Here is a 21382-nt window from a genome sequence, read left to right as displayed (position 1 = left end):
GCCACTCCCTTCACGCTCGCCCCACTCAGATGGGTCAGCTTAACAGCTTTGGCCTTGAACTCGTTCGTGTACTGTCGCGTCTTTTTTGGGTTCTTGTACGCTGGCATATCTCACCTCGTCTGAATTAGATCGAGGTGTCCACTGAACCGGGGGAACTACATTTGTCCCTGTGCCTGGATCGATTCTTTCATATAAGAAACAAGTGTCTCGAAATCCTCCTGCTTCTCATCCCATCGATCCTCAATCTTTCCCAAATAGCCATCCCGCGCATACCTCAATAGCATTGCTTGGTCAGGGGATGCTTGCTTTTCCGCCCACTCCGCAGCCGCATCTTTTGGAGCAATATTACCGGTAGCAGCGGTCAGCCACATACGTGACAAGGTGAGAACGACATTGCGTTCATCTCCCTTTGCCTCGGCCAGAAGACTGGGCAAAGAGTCATGGATTGCCCGTCGGATGTCACTCATTGGCACCGGATCGCGGTCTGGTTCCGGAACACTTCCAGCCTCAAACTCCTCTCGCAACCACTCACCGTATACAAACTCAGCCCTAGGCGGGAACTGCCAAGGCACGACATCAGAAATCGTCATCACAGTTAACTCTAGTGGCCTGATGGCTTGCCGATTCCCAATAGCGCCGGATACGTTCATTAACTGAGATACCAAGGCCTTTCTTTGTTCAAAGGTAGGCGAGTCAGAGACTGCGACCAAGATATCTACGTCGCTGTCGCGCTTTAAACCACCAACAACGGCAGAGCCGAAGAGAAAAATGCCGACGATCGAATCACCAAGCACACCTTCAACGACTGACTGTGCCTGTCTCGCTTCATCTGGTATCTCTATGTTTGCCATATTCTCCGGAAGTTCCTTTCGCCCTAACGCTTTGCACACCGGACGAAATAAGCGTAGCTTATTGAGGTCCGAGCCGCGTAGCGGCTGAAGTGCTGCAACTTGTTAGAGGTTTTTATTGAGTGGAGGAAAAGAGCCTTCGTACCTCCATTTACTCATTAAACCAGCTTCTTCAATTGTAAGATCGGTTCCTAATGCCTCTATTGGCACCAAAAAGTCTTCACCATTCCTCTCAATATAAAAGTCTGCCCCTTGCCAATCAGAGAGCTTACTTTCATCAAATTTTATTTTCACTTCCCCATCTTTAACTTCGTATTCAGTATTCATCACAACCTCCCTTAAATACGGCTTTATTTTTATACCGCAATCAGGATGTTTCAACTCAGTCCCGAACTCGTCCGAAAATCGACTAATTCCGGAGATAATGTTGCTGAAAATATACCTCATTATTCCAAGAAAGTAGTTTCCCGATCCCAAATCCCCTTTCGTATACATCACTATCGCTGTATAGAGTGTATTCAATGCATCAAATGATAGTTCAACGAAAAAATTCGTGCCTCTGAATTTATATTCAACGTTAAGATTGCTATTGGAAAATTCAAAAGATGAGGGACTATGAATAATTGAATTTCTTATTAATTTTGCAATTCTAAATAACTGACTGAGTATTAAATCCATATCATTGTCAGACGGAATATTTTTATATTTCTGTAAAAATGAAAGACCTTCCAGTTCTGGATAACAGGAATCAATGTAAACATCGAAGATCGAAAAAATCATCATGAATTTCATTTTTTGATTCTGTTCGATGCTTACTCTATTACCAATTCTTTCACAAATTTTCATGTGCACGTTTTTCGATCCATCATTATTAACTGTGGCATGATGGAAATCAGGATATCCAACAGACATTCCCATATCTTCGAGCATCATAATAGCGTGATAAATGAATGAGTTCATATGACCTCTAACGCCCGCATTTGGGGCCGACTGAAAGGAGGTCCCAGGCCGCGAAGCGGCTGATCAACATGCGCTTGTTAAAAGTCTCCATCGCTTCCCCCTGTTGTATCGTTACTGGAGCCATTACCTGATTCGTCATTACTATCTTGAGTTGGCGCAAATACGCCAGCTAAGAAAATGTAACTTAACAATGGAATAGCATGTTTCTTTTTCTGCCGAGCAAAATCATTCCCAAGCGCCGCAACAGTAATGGCCGGACCAACTAAGGGAATCAACCAGGCCAACAAATAGATTGCGCGCTTCTGATTAACTTCAAGTGAGTCGGACCGAGATACATGATACGTAACGAAGCTTGCCGAATAGACCACCAGGCTAGCCAAGATGATAAGTAAGGTAAGTCCAAAATAACTCATAGTCATCCTTAACTTTTAACGCCGCGTTAAAGGGCCGGAAAAGCGTAGCTTTGGAGGTCCCAAGGAGCGCAGCGACTGATTTTGAACGCCTTGTTATGATTCAAAATACTTGCTATAAATCTTATCTTCATATTTAAAAATAAATAATATTATCAATACGGCTGATATAAAACCTAGCACAGCCGTCCAACCTATACTAATGCACAGTGTAAATATACTTAGAACAAAACTAAATACACCAAATCCCCAAATGACACTTATAGAGGAAAATGATTCCTTATCAATATCATCGATAATCCTATGGCCATTATCATCGATTAGCTCTGGGTGATCTTTTAACTCATTCACTCCAGACATCGCAGCTATCAAATAAGTTGAAAATATGAGAAGCAAGGTTGACATTGCTGTCACAAACAGACTAACCCCAACCCATAAATTTAAATCTCTACTAGCCATAATGGCCATAGATGCCAGATTAAATCCACCGAATATCCCTGTCAAATACCGTGCTTCATTAAGAAGTACTGACATTATTCTTTTGTCGCGAATAAACTTCATACCGAACTCACATTCTGTAAATCATAACAGCTAATTATACGTTTTGGCGTGCAGCTTCATACGCCTCTTCTAATGTTTTTACTCCAAGCCTCTGCAATATTGTACTTTCATAACTATGCATTAATGGGGTAGATATATTTTGCCGCTTCAAGGAAATTAGATAGCTTATTCCATCCTTCCTATCTGCACCCGCACCTCCTCGAGCACTTTCTATTGCTAGGGTAGCGAGCTTAACAGCTGTTGGAGCGTCAATGTTCGCACCAATCTTAGTGAATAGTACTAGATCGACACCATGGAAATCTCTTACTTCTTCCACCACTACCTGATTCACAGTTGGATTAACTGGATTAGAATAATGCTTTTTAGATTTTTCGTTCCGTGTTTCTCGTCGCCAGAGAAGGTCTTTAGCAGCATCTACATCTAGATCGTTTGATAACATAAGTATTACGGCAGACACCGGTGAACCGATATTCTCAACCGGAACAACCGTTGGTGCTCCACCACGGGAAGAACTAGTCCGTGCAAATTCAATATTAAATGGAGTTTGTATACCTTCTTTTCTTTCGAATATTAAAGGTTCCAGTTCAATACCTGGGTCTTCAATTAGAGATCCGTATGCGAGAATTCCGATTGTGCTCATGTTCTTCCTTTACGTATAACGGCGCAAATCACCGGCGGTAAAAAGCAGAACGACGAGGAACGAGGAGCGGCGATTTTTACCGTCCGAGTGCATTTGCTTTGTTAGCCATAATTACTTGCTAGACATATTTACCAACGATATTTTTTCACCTATTCGTTCTAATACATCTTTTGTTGTTTTCTTAACAGAAGCCGCTATAACGTTGCTTACAGCAGCGCACATTTGACCCGAACTTCCATCTGCACTGCGCTGGGAGCTAGCATGAACGTATTTTCTCTTACCTTCTGGGTAGTGCACCAACGTTACTGTTAACGACAAATCAGTATTAGCTGTGCAATATCCTTCGATTTGCCCAATTGAACAGTTAAATTTTGGATAAAATTCATCTAACTTGATGATGGCAGCACCAGACAGCCCTTCTTCAACAGCCGAACTTGATGTTGGAAGAGCCTTTCGAGGTAAAGTGTTTTCAAATATTTGCTCCATAGCATTGCTAACTGAGGATGAAAGAGAATCTCCAGCGTTTACGGGATAGGTATGGAGACTACATGCGTGAGAAGATGCCTTTATTTGGCGTGAAGCGGAGGTGACAGAATCATCTATAACATAGACCCACGTACCTGGTATTTTACCTCCATCTGATGTGTAGACATTAATTCCTGTTACCGGATCTGGACGAGTCATGTATGTTTGCGCTTGATAACATCCTGATATGGTTGCAATCATCATCAATAGGGCCACAATTCGACTTACCATTCTTGCTCTCCTTCCTTTAGTATTGGCTAACGCCGCAAATCACCGGGTGCCAAAAGCTGCGAAGCGAGGAACGAGCGGCGCAGCTTTTGGCAGTCCGAGTGAATTTGCCTTGTTAGGCTTCTTTATCTTCGGTATAGCCAAGGCTAGGTTCTTGCCAAAGAGATTCTGCTATTTCAACAATTTCTTTCTCTTCACCAAGAGACTTGGGCATTGAATAACCAACCTCCAATTTAGCTTCCCTGCTATTACAGTGGCTCCAGCTGTAAAACTGAACCTTGACCCAACGAGCATGTTCTGTTGTTCCTTGGCCACGACCCTCAGCTCTACACCACCCCATGGGCTCGCGGCCATCAAGCGGTGCTTGAACCCATGCTGAACTACCTAGAGTGCATTGCCCTTGCCCCCATGGAAGATTACGTATGTATGCACGAACCCATTTAACATTAGCAACCTGTGGGACGTATGTTGTAAGAGTAATGCTCGCAGCTCTGGTGTGATGGTTGGCTTTACCAATCTGCTTTGGTCCTTCAACAGAGACCTGAACATCATCATTCTTTTCATCAGTTGTCATTTCTTTTCTCCATCGTTTATTTTTTGAAAGCCTAACGCCCGCATTTGCGGCTGGTTTGGAGCGCAGCGGAAAACCAGTCCGACAACATGCGCTTGTTACGTGTTTTGCTTATAGATAACTTGAAGGCGTTTATAAAGCTCATTACTTAGATTCCTTAAACCTTCTTCATTTGGATAGTATTTTAGTGCCCTATGATGCCCTAAGTCAGAAGGTATATCGTCAAGGGACTGAGTAATTGGAATAACCGTTTTACCAAGAGTATGAGCGATTCCTGTTTCATACATGACATTTGGGTTTTTACCGGTGAAATCAACCACCACAACCTTAGAACAAAATATCAAATCAAAGATATCTTGTATAAACGTCGAATTGTCCCAAATATCATCAGCTCGCTTGCATTCCAAACTCATATAATCCGCTACCCTAGTTATTGCTGAGTAAGTGCCATTAAATCCCGCATTAAATGGCATCATCACGGAAATTAGTTTTTCGTTTAACTTTTTAGCAGGAACTTGAAATACACTAGGTTTAAACGTAATTACTCGCTCGGTTGGAATTTCTTCAAAAGAGGTTGATACAAACTCACCATTCGCAGGAAGTAACCGAACTGTTCCGTTCGCCTGAACAGAAATTGTTAAGTCATTTGTTTTTAGCGATGAAGTAACAGCTTCTAAAGCCTTGTCACGGTCAACTTTATCATCAAATAGAAAGTGATCTGGATGTAATAGATACTCAATTACCTTAACCATTTCTGGTGATGGCATATTGTCTGGAGATTGCCTCCTATTGAGTTCGTCAAGAACTTCCCTAACCCAGACTCGCCTAGTTGATCCATCATGGACATAATCAAGGTCTAAATCGACAAAAAATCGCGTAAGGTAAGACGAACTTCGATATGGAAAGAATTGAAATGGTTGATCACCACATATCATTTCAGCAATTTTCGCGATTGCTGCTGCTCCAATTTGCATTAATTAAAACTCCTCAATGTGATGACACGTAACGCCCGGCTCAGCGGACAGTTTTTGCGCAGCGAAAACTGATCCACTGCAGCTGTTTGTTAAATTGCTAACTCAGTTCTTCAATATCACCAGATAAGAACTGATCAAACTGGATATCTTTTATGCTCTGTAGTTTTTCTTGATATTTCTTTGTGTCGAGAAACCAGAAGCTTCTTCCACAAGGAGTGCCTGAACGGCTTGGTTTTGTGTTGAACTTTGTCTCTAAGAAATATTTTTCACCGAGTCGATAGCCTGTAGCACTAACTACTCGCTTGTCATTTTCCTTAGCAAGTTCGTCCAATGTTTCCTGAGTTGCTACCTTTTGTAGTCTTGAGCTTGTTTCCCAATTAACAGGCCAAGCCTTACCGGCCTGATCTACTACTTCAACTTTATATATCTCAGTGATGGCTATACCATTTGGAAGTGAAATACCAATTTCCGTTTTTTCACCTTCACCAAGTTTTATTTTTTGTTTCGGCTCTTGATGCCAAAGCCAGCGTCCTTTCTTGTGGTGCCAAGACTTGATAAGCCTTTGCTTCCAATCTCTTGGCGTAATGAAGTATTTAATATTATCAATTGAAACTGGTCTTCTACCGATGGAGCGTACAGTTAATTTGTGCAACGTCCGACTTGGCGAGTCAAAACCAAAAGATGACTCACACAGCAGTTTGGCCTTATCCAAACCGTGTTGCCTAAATCTCAGCCAAAGCCCTAATAGGCCAGCAACGGTGCCTATTGTCCCGGTCACCGCACCCCATATTGCGAGCACTTCGGTTTGACTCATAACTCTCCTTGCAATTTAACGCCCGCGTAATAGGCGCGAGCTTGCGAGCGTCCTAATTGACGCGTTTGTTAGAACTTTACGCACTCTTTCTCAGTTTGAAGAGTAACCCTTCGACTCCACGACGATTCAACTGCCCGTCATCATCAATCATGCCAACATGCTCTAAATCTTCAATTGCTTCGGGGTGTAAATCGTCCCGGATGTTGTCGAAAATCTCTATTAACATGCTAGCTCTAGGCGTCCTTTCCCAGCCAGGAGGTATTTCTTCGCTAATTCTATCTACTAGGTATTCCATTACTCGTCGCTTTCTTTCAGGGTCAATATTAAGTTTAAGACGCTCATGCTTCATCATGTTTCTCTGCATTCGCCTGAGATCACTCTTTGCTGATTCGAGCTCTTTATTCGTTTTTTCCATTTTATTAAAGAGATCTTCTTTTTCAGCCTCGGCCAGTTGCGCTTTCTGAGCCAAACTCTCAAGAAGGTTATTTTGCTCTTTCTTTTTCTTTTCTATTTCTTTTTTCTCCGCCTCAATCTCTTCCTTTGCCTTATTTGCATCAAAGGGAAGCTGGTCAAATCGATCTCTAATTCCTGCATAACCTTCATCTATATGTTTTAGTTTTTCTCCGAATCCGGCCTCAATGCGTCCCAATATTTCAGATATCTCTTTAGTGAACTTATAGGAGTTGTCGTAAAAACGATTGCTCGTATCTGTTGCCTTAAAGTAAAAGGCTATAGATAAGGCGATTGCAAAGAATGAAACAAATATCGATAGTAAGTCGGTGAACGTGAACTCTTTGATAGAGATTGATATGTCAGAGTTGATCAACTTCCAAGTTACAACCCCAATCAAACATATCACTATTACATCACGAGCATTTCGCAACGTTAGCAAGGGTTTGTCATATTTTTCTTTTTGATCTGACACCTATCTCTCCTTAAGTTCTAACGCCCGCTTCACCGGACAACTTGTAGTTGCGGAAGCAACGGAAAATTGTTCCGGTGCAAGCGTTTGTTATATTTTATTTATCCGGGCGTACCGACAACAACAGAATCACCCCAGCGCCAGCCTTGATACAACTGCTGCAAAGAGTTTACATATGTTTGCCCAGTCCATGGATCGGACACAATAATACCTCTCGATATTGGATCAATGCCCTGTAAAACTATGAAGTGGCCGACTGCGCCATTTGATGGCCTCACAAATGCGATTAATTTCCAACCACTGCTTAACGAGCCATAAAGCTCTTGCGGTGATCCAGGGCGCCCCGCTTGCCATGCGCGGAACCCATATGATCTTAATAAAAGTACAAGCTCTTGAGTATATGCAGGTCTATCTCTTGGCCACCCATCTAAACGAGCGGCGATTTGCGGCTGTGTTTGATAAAAGCCAGCTTGAGCCATTACATCTTGTACTGAAGCTGCCCAACACCAGTTTTGAGCTTGCTGCCTTTCTATAGCAGAAGCCATTAATGATACTACCGAAAGGAAAATAACAAATATGAGTTTAAACAACGTATTCATTTCTTCACTCCTTCGAGTTAATGGATGATTAGGCTAAAAAAACATAACAGCCTATTTATGAGGTAAACCTCATAATAATTATTAGCGGGTATACCTTTTAATTCCTTCATCCATCACATAACCAACTGATAGATAAGGTTTTTTTTTCGTTGAACTGACAAAAAGGTATACCCGTTCGACAGAGGGCCACTCAGCAGATAGCATCATCAACGGCAGCCGGGAAGGGATCAGAGGAAAAACTTGGTGAGGTTTGGTCATACCTGATACTCCTTCATTACGTGCTGAACGCCGCCGTGCTGCGCTGATCTGCACGGTACTCCCTGTCATCCATTAACAACACTATAGCCAGCACAGTCTGAACTGACCACCCAACCAAAGTAAAAAATCTATCACCCTGGCTCTGCACTTCCTCTCCTGGGTAGCCGTGCATCGGTTCACTACCAGTTTCAGTACCCGAAAAGCAAAAAAGCCCACCGATCGCTCGGCAGGCCTTTGCTCCCAACATGGTGTGACAACCTGAGATTACCTGAAGGTAAACTCTCCGGCCTCCACATCCACCGCGATCTTGCGACCGGGCTCGTACTCGCCGGCCAGCAGCCTCTGCGCCAGCGGGTTTTCGATCCACTGCTGGATCGCCCGCTTCAGCGGACGGGCGCCGTAGATCGGCTCGAAGCCCACATCCACCAGCTTGTCCATGGCGGTGCTGGTGAAGGTGATGCTCAGCTCGCGCTCGGCCAGGCGCTTGCGCAGACGGTCCAGCTGGATCTCGGCGATACCGGCCACCTGTTCCTTGCGCAGGCTGTGGAATACCACCACCTCGTCGATGCGGTTGATCACTTCGGGGCGGAAGTGAGTACCCACAGACTCCATTACCGCCTGTTTCATCAGGTTGTAGTCGTCGTCATCGCTGTAGTTCTGGATCAGGTCAGAGCCCAGGTTAGAGGTCATCACCACGATGGTATTGCGGAAGTCCACGGTGCGGCCCTGGCCATCGGTCAGGCGGCCATCTTCCAGCACCTGCAGCAGGATGTTGAACACATCCGGGTGCGCCTTCTCCACTTCGTCCAGCAGCAGCACGGAGTACGGTTTGCGGCGCACCGCTTCGGTCAGGTAGCCGCCCTCTTCATAACCGACATAGCCCGGAGGCGCACCGATCAGGCGCGCCACGGAGTGCTTCTCCATGAACTCGGACATATCGATTCGCACCATGGCGTCTTCGGTATCGAACAGGAAGCTGGCCAGCGCCTTGCACAGTTCGGTCTTGCCGACACCGGTCGGGCCGAGGAACAGGAAGGAGCCGTTGGGGCGGTTGGGGTCAGACAGGCCGGCACGGGAACGGCGCACGGCGTTGGACACAGCCACCACCGCTTCGCTCTGCCCCACCACGCGCTGGTGCAGGGCATCTTCCATACGCAGCAGCTTTTCGCGCTCGCCTTCCAGCATCTTGCTGACCGGTATGCCGGTCCAGCGGGCAACCACTTCGGCCACTTCCTCTTCAGTCACCTTGTTGCGCAGCAGCTTGTGCTCTTCCGCCTGTTGCTCAGTGCTGTCGGCAGCCTGCAGCTGTTTTTCCAGCTCGGGAATGCGGCCATACTGCAGCTCGGACATCTTGGCCAGGTCACCGGCGCGGCGTGCCTGTTCCATTTCGACACGGGCCTGATCAAGCTGTTCCTTGATCTGCTGCGAACCCTGCAGGCTGGCCTTCTCGGCCTTCCACACCTCTTCGAAGTCGGAGTACTCTTTCTCCAGCTTGCCGATGTTGTGCTCAAGCTCTTCCAGACGCTTGCGCGAGGCTTCGTCCTTCTCTTTCTTCAGCGCTTCGCGTTCCATCTTCAGCTGGATCAGGCGACGGTCGAGACGGTCCATCTCTTCCGGCTTGGAGTCCATCTCCATGCGGATGCGCGAGGCGGCTTCGTCGATCAGGTCGATCGCCTTGTCCGGCAGCTGGCGGTCGGTGATGTAACGCTGACTCAGCTTGGCGGAAGCGATGATCGCGGAGTCGGTGATATCGACGCCGTGGTGTACTTCGTAGCGCTCTTTCAGGCCACGCAGGATGGCGATGGTGTCTTCTTCGGAGGGCTCATCGACGATCACCTTCTGGAAGCGGCGTTCCAGCGCGGCGTCCTTTTCCACGTACTGACGATACTCGTCCAGGGTAGTGGCACCGACACAGTGCAGCTCGCCACGCGCCAGCGCGGGCTTGAGCATGTTGCCCGCGTCCATGGCGCCTTCGCCCTTGCCGGCACCGACCATGGTATGCAGCTCGTCGATGAACAGGATGATCTGGCCTTCCTGTTTCGACAGTTCGTTCAATACCGCTTTCAGGCGCTCTTCAAACTCGCCACGGAACTTGGCACCGGCGATCAGCGATCCCATATCCAGCGACAGCACTTTCTTGCGCTTGAGCCCTTCCGGCACTTCACCATTGACGATACGCTGCGCCAGCCCTTCAACGATGGCGGTCTTGCCCACACCGGGCTCACCGATCAGCACCGGGTTGTTCTTGGTGCGGCGCTGCAGCACCTGAATGGTACGGCGAATCTCGTCATCACGGCCGATCACCGGGTCCAGCTTGCCGGACTCGGCGCGCTCGGTCAGGTCGATGCAGTATTTGTCCAGCGCCTGACGGGTCTCTTCCGCGTTGGGATCGTTCACGCTGTCGCCTCCGCGCATGTTGTTGATGGCGTTTTCCAGTGACTGGCGATTCACGCCGCAGTCTTTCAATACCTTGCCGGCATCACTCTTGCCGTCCAGCATCGCCAGCAGCACCAGTTCACTGGCGACGTACTGGTCGCCACGCTGCTGCGCCAGCTTGTCGGTGAGGTTGAACAGGCGCGCCATGTTCTGGGACAGATGGATCTCGCCATCGGGGCTGCTCACCACCGGCAGGCGGTCCAGTGCTTCGCCTACCTTGGCGGTCAGGCTCATCCGGTCGGCACCGGCCTGACGCAAAAGCGGCGCCACCGAGCCGTTCTGCTGCTGCAAAAAGGCAGCCAGCAGGTGGATCGGCTCCACCATGTTGTGGTCCTTGCCGATCGCCAGTGACTGGGCGTCGGACAGGGCTTCCTGAAGTCGTGAGGTAAATTTGTCGGGTCGCATGAGGTCTCCTGTGGATCTCTCGGTGCCGCTGGTCCGACATAGGGGGTCAGACGGTTCGGCTGTTTCTGTTACCCCTATAGATAGGGGCCAGCAGGGGCGGCTTCAAGATCTGACAGCAATTAAATTAGTTATTTCTTATACAGCAGTACACTTTTCTTAATTCTGTAATAGCACACTGCTACAACATGCACCTGCATCCCGGTAACCCAATACAGGACAGGTGACATGAATCAGATTGAGCATTTTGATCCCGAAGATCATCCGGAACTGGAACAGACCGATTTTGACCGCATGACGGCGAAAGGCATCAGCCGCCGCAACTTCCTGCGTGGTGGAGCCGCTGCCATGGGCCTGTTCCTGGCCGCCAACCCGCTGGCACAGGCAGTTGCAGCCGTAACCCGCCCGGAACCCAGCAAGCTGATGGGATTCAAGGCCGTACCGGCCAGCACCGCCGATACTTTTGTGGTGCCCGAAGGCTATGTAGCCAAGCCGCTGATTTCCTGGGGCGATCCCATCCTCAAGGGTGCGCCGGCGTTTGACGCATCCGGTACCCAAAATGCAGCCGCGCAGGCCGGTCAGTTCGGTGACAATACCGACGGCATGAGCTTCTTCCCGCTGGACGAAGACCGTGCATTGCTGGCAGTGAATAACGAGTACATCAACCCGGAATACCTGTTCGCCCACCAGGGCAAGCAGGACCTGACCGCCGATGAGGTGAAGAAGTCCCAGGCGGCACATGGCGTGTCTATCTTCGAAATCCGCCGTAACGCCAAGGGCGAGTGGCAGGTGAACCGCGATTCCGACCATAACCGTCGTATCACCGCCTACACACCGATGGAGCTGACCGGCCCGGCCGCTGGCCATGCGCTGATGAAAACCGCCGCCGATCCTTCAGGCCGCAAGCCGCTGGGCACATTCAACAACTGCGCCAACGGCGAAACGCCCTGGGGCACCTACCTGACCTGCGAAGAGAATTTCCACAAGTACTTCGCCTCGGCTCAGGATGACGTTGCACTGCCGGCACGCGATACACGCTACGGCCTGAAAGCGGGCAACCGTGACTACCAGTGGTACCGCCATGACGAGCGTTTCGATCTGGCCAAACACCCCAACGAGCCGCACCGTTTCGGCTGGGTGGTCGAGATCGATCCGATGGACCCGACCGCTACACCGAAGAAGCGCACCGCTCTGGGCCGTTTCAAGCATGAGAATGCCGCTCTGACCATCGACCCGTCCGGTCATGTGGTGGTGTATTTGGGTGATGACGAGCGTGGCGAGCACCTGTACAAGTTCGTTTCCAAGGCCAAATACAACCCGAACAACCAGCAGGCCAACCGTGACCTGTTGGAAGAAGGCACCCTGTACGTGGCACGCTTCTCCGCCAATGACGGCGAGATCAAGGGCCAGGGCGAGTGGATCGAGCTGACTCACGGCAAGAATGGCCTTACCGCCGAGAACGGCTTTGCCGACCAGGCGGAAGTGCTGATCTTTGCCCGTGAAGCCGCCACGCAAGTAGGCGCCACCACCATGGATCGCCCGGAGTGGGTAGCTGTTCATCCGGACAACAAGGCAGTGTTCTGCACTCTGACCAACAACAAGAACCGCGGCAAGGAAGGCCAGCCGGTGGGTGGTCCGAACCCGCGAGCCAAGAACAACTACGGCCAGATCGTGCGCTGGTGGCCGCATCAGGGCAACCATGTGGACAGCCGCTTTGACTGGGACCTGTTCGCCATGGCCGGCAACCCGACCGTTGCCGAAGGCCTCTACGCCGGCAGCGACAACATCACTGCCGACAATATGTTCAACAGCCCGGATGGTCTTGGCTTTGATGCTGCCGGCCGCCTCTGGATTCAGACCGACGGCAAGTACAGCAACGAGGGCGAGTTTGCCGGCATGGGCAACAACCAGATGCTTTGTGCCGACCCGCAGACCGGCGAGATCCGCCGCTTTGCCACTGGCCCCATCGCCTGTGAGATCACCGGTCTGGCGTTCTCACCGGATCAGCGCACGGTCTTCATCGGTGTGCAGCACCCGGGTGAAGAGCTGGCACCGTCCCACTTCCCGGGCGGTGGCAACAGCAAGCCGCGTTCCACCATTATGGTGGTACAGCGTGAGGATGGTGGTGTGATCGGCGCCTGAAACCCATAAGCGCCCTGATAAAAAGCCCGGCTGAGCAATCAGTCGGGCTTTTTGTTATTGGCAGCCGAGGGGCTGACATTCGTCTGGTTACGCTTGCCGCACCCACCACTGCAACCGGCACAAGTGGAGGTATCCGTGCTGCAGCAGCCGACCTTAAGGCTGGAGCGAATACGGTACAGCAGCCAGATGCTGACCAGTAACACCAGACCGACCAATATGACCCAATCGAACACAGTCATCGTGCTCACAGCAACCACTGCCCTACATGAAAGGTTATCCAGGCACACACCCAAGCCAGTGTCAGCCCAAGCAACAGTGAAACAACAGCCCAGGCCCACCGCCCGGTTTCACGCCGAATCACTGCCAGTGTTGCCAGGCAAGGCATGTAAAGAAGGGTGTAGACCATAAAGGCCAGCCCTGCGCTTGCCGGCAGTACCTGGCCTATCGCCTGCTGCAGCTGGGCAGTATTCTCGCTGTTGGCCTGATAGACAACCGCCAACGATGCCACGATCACCTCTTTGGCGAGGAAACCGGACAGCAGTGCAACCGTTTCATGCCAGGTGAATCCCAAAGGAGCAAAGAGCGGCGTCAGGGCATGACCGAACTGTTCCAGCAACGGTTCACCACCACGCGGGAAGGTTTGCAGCAGCCAGATCAGAATGGAACCGATCAGAATCACGGTGCCCGCCTTGGTTATAAAGTCACGGCAGCGATCCCAAAGATGCAGCAGCAGTGAGCGGCCACCAGGCATACGCCAGGGCGGCAGTTCCATGATGAACGTTTCGTCATAATGCGCCGGCAGCACCCGTGCAAAGATCGCGGCACATGCAAGCGCGATCAAGACCCCAAGCCCGTAGACTGCAAACAACACCGTACCCGCGTTGTCCGGAAAAAACACTCCGGCAAGTAACAGCAGTACCGGCAACCGCGCCGAGCAGCTCATAAAGGGGTTGATCAGAATGGTGATCAGGCGGGCGCGGGGCTCTTCTATGGAGCGGGTCGCCATAATTGCCGGTACGTTACAGCCAAATCCCATCACCAGAGGCACCAGCGCCTTGCCATGCAAACCCACTCGACTGAGCAGCCGATCGACCAGAAAGGTGGCACGGGCCATGTAGCCACTTTGCTCAAGCAACTCCATGAACAGGAACAGCAGCACCACGTTGGGCAGGAATACCAGCACACCACCGACACCGGCCATTATCCCATCGACTATCACTTCCCGCAGCAAAGACTCAGGCATGTGTTGTGCCACCTGTGTCGTAATCCAGTCCACGCCCTGAGAGATCCAGTCTGCAGGCAGCGCCCCTGCGGTAAAGGTGGTTTCGAACATCAACCACAGCAGTGCAACCAGAACCGGTAGCCCCAGCCAACGGTTCAACACAATACGATCCAGACGATCATCGGCCAAATTGCACTCTTCATGGCTCTGCCCCATGCGGTGCAGCAAGCCATGAACCCAGCCGTAGCGCCCTTCGGACACCAGTTCGGCAGCTCCGAGTGCGTGCTCGGCCTGGATGCTGTTCTGCCCCTCATCCAGCATGGCCTGCTGTTCATCCGTCAAGGCAAAATCCACATCGCCAGCGGACTCCAGCCAGCGCACACTCTGCCAACGCGGCAGTCCATGTGTTTCCAGACGATTCAACAGGGTATCAATGTGAGGTTCGTATTCGATTATAAGCGGTGGTACTGCAACCGGTTGCTGTAACCGGGTCACGACCGCGTCCAACAGTTTGTCGCAATAGAGTTTGCGTCGGCCATCGCTGGGCAGCACCGGAACGCCCAGTACCTCGGACATGGCGGCCAGATCCGGTCGAGTGCCGTTGCGCTCAGCCTCGTCCAGCATGTTCAGCGCCAGCAGCAGCGGTACGTTCTGTTCCATCAACTGACTGGTTAACGCCAAGTGCCGACCCAGGTTGCCTGCATCCAGCACGTTGATCACCAGATCCGGCTGCTCTTGCGTCAGGTAGTCTCTTGCGACTCGCTCTTCACTGCGGTTCTGACTCAGGGAATAGATACCCGGCAGGTCGACGATTTTCAGCCGTACCCCCTGGTGCACACATTCCCCGATACGACCACTGACCGTCACCCCTGACAGGTTCCCGGTACGCTGACTGGCCCCAGTGAGCTGATTAAACAACGAGGTCTTACCACAGTTGGGGTTGCCTATCAGGGCGAGCGTATAGCAGCGATCAGTCATCTTGCAATTGTATCCAAATATGTTGCGCCTCAGCGTTGCGCAGACAGAATTGCTGATTGCCGATCCGGTATGCACGCGGGTCGCCCCAGAGCGACTTGGTACGCAGCTCTACTCGCTGGCCACGCAGGATACCCAATGCTGCCAGCCGCTGCCGCAAGGACTGCGGCCCATCCAGAGCAAGGATAAGCGCAACTTGCTGAGCTTTTAAATCAGTCAGGTTCATTCAGCTGTCCCTGCGGCCTCCGGCCGCTGTTTCTAGCCAGATCAAACTCGCCATGCGACCGGTTACGCCGTCGCGACGATAGGAGAAAAACAGATCCTGCTGGGTGAAAGTGCAATACTCACCGCCACTGATCACGGTGACACCGGCCCGGTGCAGTCGCTGCCATGCCAGCTGATAAAGATCCGCCAACCAGCGGTTGGGGTGCAGTGGCGAGGGGACGAATGCCTGTTCCGCCGCGGGCATCTGTTCACAGAATGCGGTCCGTACCTCAGGCCCAACCTCAAAGGCCAATGGCCCGATCGCCGGCCCCAGCCAGACCTGCACCCGCTCGGGTGTTTCAAAACAGTCCAGGGTGGCTTCCAGTACACCGTTCAACAGCCCGCGCCAACCGGCATGGGCAGCAGCAACTCGCTGGCCGGCCGGATCGGCAAACAGCACCGGCAGGCAATCTGCCGTCAGCACTGCACACGCCACGCCGGGGGTCGAACTCCAACAGGCATCGGCTTCGCGGACACGGCCATCGGCCTGAGCCTCGACCACTTCGATGCCGTGTACCTGCGACAGCCATTGAGGCTTGATGCTACCGAGCGCCTGCTGCAACTGCCAACGGTTGGCGGCCACGGCCTCCGGCTGATCACCCACATGGTCACCCAGATTCAGCGATGCCCATGGCGACTGGCTCACTCCGCCAATACGGGTGGTGACACATGCACCAATACCATCAGAGAGGGACCAGTCCGGCCGGATCAGTTTCATAGCTCGTAGTCGTATTCCTGTGCATCCCGTTTCAAAACGGTCAAAAGATGCTGCATGTCTTCGGGCAGATCAATTTCCCAGGACATCAGCTCACCACTGGTCGGATGATACAACTCCAGTTTTTTGGCATGCAGCGCCTGACGGTGGAACGCTTTCAAGGCACGCTGCATGGCACCACTGGCTCCCTTGGGCATGCGAAAGCGACCACCGTAAAGCGGATCACCCACCAGTGGGTAGTTGATATGGGCCATGTGGACACGGATCTGGTGGGTGCGCCCGGTTTCCAGCTTAAGCCGGATGTGCGTGTGCGCACGAAACTTTTCAAGTACTCGGTAGTGAGTGATCGCTTCCTTCCCAACCCCTACAACCGCCATCTTCTGGCGATTTTTGGAGTGGCGTCCCATTGGCTCCTCGACGCAGCCCCCACCTGTCATGACACCATTTACAACCGCTTCGTATTCCCGTCCCATGCTGCGTTCCTGCAGCTGGACCACGATATCGGTCTGGGCAGCAATTGTCTTGGCCACGACCATGAGGCCTGTGGTTTCCTTATCCAGCCGGTGCACGATGCCGGCACGCGGTACCTGAGCAATATCCGGGCAGTGGTGCAGCAGGGCATTCATCAGCGTACCACTGGCATGACCGGCGCCGGGATGGACTACCAGCCCTGAAGGCTTGTTGATCACCATGATCGATTCATCTTCGTAGATGATGTCGAGGGGGATCACCTGTGCCTCGTGATGCTCGATGCGCTGCAGCTCGGTTTTGACCTCGATCCGTTCGCCACCATTAAGCTTGTCACGGGGCCGGAGCACCTTGCCGTCAACGGTTAGAGTTCCCTCCTTGATCCAGCCCTGCAGGCGGGAACGGGAATAATCCGGGAACAGCTGCGCGACCGCCTGATCCAGTCGCATTCCGAACATTTCGGTCGGTACCTGTGTTTCTAACTCTAACTGTTCTGACATCAATATGATTCTTAATCGGCGGATGTTTTGGCATGGGCTCCGGTTATGTTTAAATAGGCCGGATACTATCTGGCCAGTATAACCGAATCCGGTCAGTCACGCCGAATTCGGCTCCCAGCATCAGGAATGATCGATCATGCGACCCTTGAAAATCTTGGCTACTCTGGCGCTTTTCAGCCTGCTCTCCGCCTGCTCATGGTTTGGAGGCGACAAGGTGGCACCGGATGTACCGGAGCAGCAGCTCTATGACGAGGCGCTCAGCGCTCTGGAAGCCGACAACTACGGCCTGGCGGTTGAAAAGCTGCAGCTGCTGGAAGCCCGCTATCCGTTTGGCCGTTACTCGGAGCAGGCTCAGCTGGAGTTGATCTACGCCTACTTCCGCAATTACGAACCGGAATCGGCCCGTGCCGCTGCCGACCGCTTCATTCGTCTGCACCCGAACCACGATAACATCGACTACGCCTACTACCTCAAGGGCCTGACCGCATTCGAGGAAGACCGCTCCTTCTTCGAAAAATACCTGCCAATCGATGTGAGCCAGCGCGATCCCGGTGCCGCACTTGAGTCTTTCGAGAGCTTCTCGACCCTGCTCAACCGCTACCCGCAGAGCGAGTATGCACCGGATGCGCAAAAGCGCATGCAGTACCTGAAAAACCGTCTGGCTACCCACGAGATCCATGTAGCGTCCTACTACATGCGCCGTCAGGCTTGGGTGGCCGCAGCCAACCGTGGTCGTTATGTGGTCGAGAACCTGCAGGAAACTCCAGCCGTTCCCGATGCGCTGGCGATCATGGCCGAGGCCTATACCGAGCTGAACATGCATGACCTGGCCAAAAATGCATTGGAAGTGCTGCAGCTGAACTACCCGGAGTATCAGATACGTCCGTTCAAGCAGGACAGTGCGACCCTGATGCAAGCCGCCAGTTTTGGTCTATTTGGTGGTGCCGAGCCGGCTGAACCGGCCCGCCCCACTCCGGCCGCTGATCGCCTGCGGGCCGAAGCGCAGGATCGTGCAGACGCTGAAGAGCAAGCCAACAAGCGCTCGCTGTTCAGTCGCATGACCTTTGGTGTATTTGATGATGAGGATGCGGCCGAATAAGCCAAGACTTCATCCTTACGCACATAAAAAGGCCGGCAAATTGCCGGCCTTTTTTGTTGCAGCGACAACCGGAATCAGATTCCGGCTTTCCAGCCTGACGTAATCGGATAACGCCGGTCGCGGCCAAAGCCGCGCTGGGTTACGCGTGGCCCGATCGGTGCCTGACGCCGCTTGTACTCGTTTATATCGACCAGACGCAGCACTCGGTTTACATCCTCTGCGGCAAAACCCTCGTCGATAATCGCCTGAGCGGAGTAATCACGCTCCACATACAGTTCAAGAATGCGGTCCAGTACATCGTAGTCCGGCAGGCTGTCCTGATCGGTCTGGTCAGGCGCCAGCTCGGCCGATGGCGGACGATCGATGACGCGCTGAGGTATCACCGGCGACAGCGTATTGCGATAGCGCGACAGCCGGTATACCAGCGTTTTGGGGATATCCTTGAGCACATCAAAGCCACCGGCCATATCGCCGTACAGGGTGGAATAGCCCACGGCCATTTCACTCTTGTTACCGGTGGTGAGCACCAGGTAGCCTTTCTTGTTGGAGATCGCCATCAGCAGCACACCCCGACAGCGGGCCTGCAGGTTCTCTTCGGTGGTATCCGGGTTCAGCCCCTCGAACTGGGGCGCCAGCTGCTGCATGAAGCTGTCATACAGGGGCTCGATGGAGATCACATCATATTGAATGCCCAGCGCCCGCGCTTCGGCTTCGGCATCCTCAAGGCTCATTGAGGAGGTATAGCGGAACGGCATCATCACCGCTTCTACCCGGTCGGCACCCAGCGCATCCACCGCCACCGCCACCGTCAGGGCCGAATCGATGCCGCCCGAGAGCCCCAGCACCACGCCGCGAAAACCGTTCTTGTTGATGTAATCACGCACGCCTTGCACCAGTACCTGATAGACCAGTGCGTCACTGTCCGGCTCGGCCACGCCAGCCTGCTCCGGTTTCAGTACGCCCGTAGCCGGGTCAAAGCTGCAGCTGTACAGCGCTTCTTCGCAATGTACGCCCTGAAACAGAATATCGCCCTGTTCCGAGGCCAGCATGGAGCCGCCATCAAACACCAGCTCATCCTGTCCACCGGTCAGGTTCAGATACACCAGAGGGCAACCCAGTTGCTGCGCCCGCTGATTCAGTACATCGCGACGCTGTGCCGGCTTGCCGATATGGAAAGGGGATGCGTTGAGGCTCAGTACCAGCTCTGCACCCTCAGCCCTAAGCTGTTCAACCGGCCCGGTGTGCCAGATGTCTTCGCAGATGCTCAGGCCGATTTTGATGCCCTTGTGCTCAAACATTCCGACTTCATCGCCCGCCGCAAAATAGCGCTTCTCGTCGAACACCTGAAAGTTGGGCAGGCACTGCTTGGCATATTCATGCAGCAGCTCACCGTCACGGATCACGCCGGCCATGTTGTAAAGCGCGCCCTCGCGATAGCGTGGGTAGCCCAGCACCAGCGTGACCCCCGATACGGCGGCAAGAATGCGCTGCAGCGCTTCCTGAACACGCAGCTCAAGGCTGGGGCGCAGCAGCAGGTCTTCAGGCGGATAACCGGTCAGGGCCAGTTCGGGGAACAGCACGAGATCAGCGTTCAGTTCATCTCGTGCCTTGAGGGCCGTATCGATGATACGGCCCGTATTGCCGGGGATATCTCCCACCAGCAGATTCAGCTGGGCCATAACGACCCGGATCGGTGTGCTCATCTCTCTCCTGCGACTGCTCAGAGTGCCTGTAAACGTCCAGCAGGAGAGTATGCCTCAGGATTGATGACGGGTGAACGCTCAAGCAGCAGATCGGACAACAGGCGCGTGGACGCCGGCGCCAAAACCAGCCCGTTGCGGTAGTGTCCGGTATTCAGGTGTAGCCCCTTCCAGCCGGGAACGGCACCGATAAAGGGAATACCGTCAGGGGAGCCGGGACGCAGGCCGGCCCAATGATGTTCGACTTCATATGCGGCCAGCTCGGGCACAATGCGGGTGGCGGTATCAAACAGGGAATGGCCAGCCTCTTCCGTGGTCTGCTTGTCAAAGCCCACATGCTCCAGTGTGCTGCCCACCAGTACACGGCCATCATTGCGCGGAATAACGTAACGTCCTTCCAGCATCACCACACGATTGACCAGCCCAACAGGGGCTCTGAACACCATCATCTGTCCACGCACCGGCTCGACCGGTAGCTTCAGCCCCAGTGAGGCCAGCAGCTCACCACTCCAGGCCCCACCGGCCAGAATCACCTCATCGGCTTGATGCTGGCCACGAGCCGTTTTCACGCCGGTCACTCGCTCACCGAAGGTGGTAAAGCCCACAATCTCGGTATCTTCATACAGGGTGATATTGGGGTGCTTCTGTACGCTTTCGCGCAAAGCGCGACCAAGGCGCGGGTTGCGGATACTGGCGACTTCCGGCATCCAGATGCCGGACTCGAAGCCTGCTGCCAGATTGGGTTCGGTTTCGTAGATGAATGGGGCTTCAACGCGAGTCAGGGGGCGGTGATAACGCCGCGCCCAGTCCAATGCTCGCTGCTCCTGTTCCGGGTCCACGTTGACCATCAGCATCCCTTTCTGGCGCAGTTCAGGGTCGCAGCCGGTTTCTGAGTAAAGGTCTTCAGCCAGATGCACATAGCTGCTCTGAGACCACAGCGCCAGCGCTGTCACTTCATCGCTGTAACGCCAGGGATACAGCGGCGATACAATGCCGCCCCCCGCCCAGGACGCTTCACGGGCACATTGGCCGCGTTCAATCAGTTTTACCTTGGCACCAGCCTGCGCAAGCAGACGGGCAGTCATCAAGCCAATAACACCAGCACCGGCTATCAGAAAATCGGACATGGAACGACGCTCCCTTGTTACG

General features: G+C 52.6%; 22 protein-coding genes. 2 read left to right on the top strand and 20 right to left on the bottom strand.

Annotation, left to right across the window (positions count from 1 at the left end; all coding sequences use genetic code 11):
• Nucleotides 1-155: 155 nt before the first annotated feature.
• The 13 genes from BLV48_RS09975 to clpB all read right to left on the bottom strand — a co-directional run bounded on the left by BLV48_RS09975 (nt 156) and on the right by clpB (nt 11151).
• Nucleotides 156-851 carry an aminoglycoside adenylyltransferase domain-containing protein gene (locus BLV48_RS09975; RefSeq protein WP_091826504.1) on the bottom strand — a complete coding sequence of 232 codons (696 nt, stop codon included), beginning with the start codon at nt 849-851 and terminating at the stop codon, nt 156-158.
• 102 nt (nt 852-953) lie between these two features.
• Nucleotides 954-1808 carry a hypothetical protein gene (locus tag BLV48_RS09970; RefSeq protein WP_091826503.1) on the bottom strand — a complete coding sequence of 285 codons (855 nt, stop codon included), beginning with the start codon at nt 1806-1808 and terminating at the stop codon, nt 954-956.
• A gap of 77 nt (nt 1809-1885) precedes the next feature.
• Nucleotides 1886-2221 carry a hypothetical protein gene (locus BLV48_RS09965; protein WP_091826501.1) on the bottom strand — a complete coding sequence of 112 codons (336 nt, stop codon included), beginning with the start codon at nt 2219-2221 and terminating at the stop codon, nt 1886-1888.
• A 93-nt stretch (nt 2222-2314) separates the two neighbouring features.
• Nucleotides 2315-2779, bottom strand: coding sequence for a hypothetical protein (locus BLV48_RS09960; RefSeq protein WP_091826500.1), 465 nt, complete (start codon nt 2777-2779; stop codon nt 2315-2317).
• Between the two features lie 34 nt (nt 2780-2813).
• Complete coding sequence (locus tag BLV48_RS09955) at nt 2814-3419, bottom strand: hypothetical protein (protein WP_091826498.1); 606 nt, start codon at nt 3417-3419, stop codon at nt 2814-2816.
• A 111-nt stretch (nt 3420-3530) separates the two neighbouring features.
• On the bottom strand, nt 3531-4175 hold the full coding sequence (locus tag BLV48_RS18765; protein WP_139253905.1) for a hypothetical protein: 645 nt from the start codon (nt 4173-4175) through the stop codon (nt 3531-3533).
• A gap of 112 nt (nt 4176-4287) precedes the next feature.
• A complete protein-coding gene (locus BLV48_RS18760) occupies nt 4288-4746 on the bottom strand; it encodes a hypothetical protein (protein ID WP_139253904.1) in 459 nt (152 codons plus the stop codon).
• 95 nt (nt 4747-4841) lie between these two features.
• A complete protein-coding gene (locus tag BLV48_RS09940; RefSeq protein WP_091826493.1) occupies nt 4842-5717 on the bottom strand; it encodes a hypothetical protein in 876 nt (291 codons plus the stop codon).
• A gap of 97 nt (nt 5718-5814) precedes the next feature.
• Nucleotides 5815-6531 carry a hypothetical protein gene (locus tag BLV48_RS09935; protein WP_091826491.1) on the bottom strand — a complete coding sequence of 239 codons (717 nt, stop codon included), beginning with the start codon at nt 6529-6531 and terminating at the stop codon, nt 5815-5817.
• 76 nt (nt 6532-6607) lie between these two features.
• Nucleotides 6608-7456, bottom strand: a complete 849-nt coding sequence (locus BLV48_RS09930) for a hypothetical protein (protein WP_091826490.1) — start codon at nt 7454-7456, stop codon at nt 6608-6610.
• Between the two features lie 98 nt (nt 7457-7554).
• Nucleotides 7555-8052, bottom strand: a complete 498-nt coding sequence (locus tag BLV48_RS09925; protein ID WP_091826488.1) for a papain-like cysteine protease family protein — start codon at nt 8050-8052, stop codon at nt 7555-7557.
• An 81-nt stretch (nt 8053-8133) separates the two neighbouring features.
• Nucleotides 8134-8310: a hypothetical protein gene (locus BLV48_RS18970; protein ID WP_175527634.1), complete on the bottom strand. Its 177-nt coding sequence runs from the start codon at nt 8308-8310 to the stop codon at nt 8134-8136.
• Between the two features lie 264 nt (nt 8311-8574).
• Nucleotides 8575-11151: an ATP-dependent chaperone ClpB gene (clpB, locus tag BLV48_RS09915; protein WP_091826485.1), complete on the bottom strand. Its 2577-nt coding sequence runs from the start codon at nt 11149-11151 to the stop codon at nt 8575-8577.
• A 225-nt stretch (nt 11152-11376) separates the two neighbouring features.
• Between clpB and BLV48_RS09910 the strand changes: the two genes are divergently transcribed.
• A complete protein-coding gene (locus BLV48_RS09910; protein WP_091826483.1) occupies nt 11377-13290 on the top strand; it encodes a PhoX family protein in 1914 nt (637 codons plus the stop codon).
• 38 nt (nt 13291-13328) lie between these two features.
• Here BLV48_RS09910 and BLV48_RS09905 read toward each other — a convergent pair whose 3' ends face one another.
• The 5 genes from BLV48_RS09905 to rluD are packed head-to-tail and all read right to left on the bottom strand — an operon-like array spanning nt 13329 to nt 17434.
• Nucleotides 13329-13538: a hypothetical protein gene (locus BLV48_RS09905; RefSeq protein WP_139253903.1), complete on the bottom strand. Its 210-nt coding sequence runs from the start codon at nt 13536-13538 to the stop codon at nt 13329-13331.
• The gene (feoB, locus tag BLV48_RS09900; RefSeq protein WP_091826479.1) at nt 13535-15490 is read right to left on the bottom strand and encodes a ferrous iron transport protein B; all 1956 of its coding nucleotides are present in this window, start codon (nt 15488-15490) and stop codon (nt 13535-13537) included. Before feoB ends, BLV48_RS09905 begins: the two co-directional genes overlap by 4 nt.
• Nucleotides 15483-15713, bottom strand: coding sequence for a FeoA family protein (locus BLV48_RS09895; protein ID WP_091826478.1), 231 nt, complete (start codon nt 15711-15713; stop codon nt 15483-15485). Before BLV48_RS09895 ends, feoB begins: the two co-directional genes overlap by 8 nt.
• On the bottom strand, nt 15714-16469 hold the full coding sequence (gene pgeF, locus BLV48_RS09890; RefSeq protein ID WP_091826476.1) for a peptidoglycan editing factor PgeF: 756 nt from the start codon (nt 16467-16469) through the stop codon (nt 15714-15716).
• Nucleotides 16466-17434, bottom strand: coding sequence for a 23S rRNA pseudouridine(1911/1915/1917) synthase RluD (gene rluD / locus BLV48_RS09885; protein WP_091826474.1), 969 nt, complete (start codon nt 17432-17434; stop codon nt 16466-16468). The genes pgeF and rluD overlap by 4 nt, the downstream gene beginning before the upstream one ends.
• Nucleotides 17435-17570: 136 nt before the next feature.
• On the opposite strand from rluD, the gene BLV48_RS09880 reads away from it, so the two are divergent.
• A complete protein-coding gene (locus tag BLV48_RS09880; RefSeq protein WP_091826472.1) occupies nt 17571-18533 on the top strand; it encodes an outer membrane protein assembly factor BamD in 963 nt (320 codons plus the stop codon).
• Between the two features lie 74 nt (nt 18534-18607).
• Here the strand turns inward: BLV48_RS09880 and BLV48_RS09875 are convergent, their stop codons facing one another.
• Nucleotides 18608-20236, bottom strand: coding sequence for an NAD+ synthase (locus BLV48_RS09875; RefSeq protein WP_091826470.1), 1629 nt, complete (start codon nt 20234-20236; stop codon nt 18608-18610).
• A 17-nt stretch (nt 20237-20253) separates the two neighbouring features.
• Nucleotides 20254-21360, bottom strand: a complete 1107-nt coding sequence (gene thiO, locus BLV48_RS09870; RefSeq protein WP_091826468.1) for a glycine oxidase ThiO — start codon at nt 21358-21360, stop codon at nt 20254-20256.
• Nucleotides 21361-21382: the final 22 nt, after the last annotated feature.

The organism is Marinobacterium iners DSM 11526 (genome assembly GCF_900107855.1).
GTDB lineage: Bacteria > Pseudomonadota > Gammaproteobacteria > Pseudomonadales > Balneatricaceae > Marinobacterium > Marinobacterium iners.
This window is presented reverse-complemented; position numbering and strand designations above follow the sequence as displayed.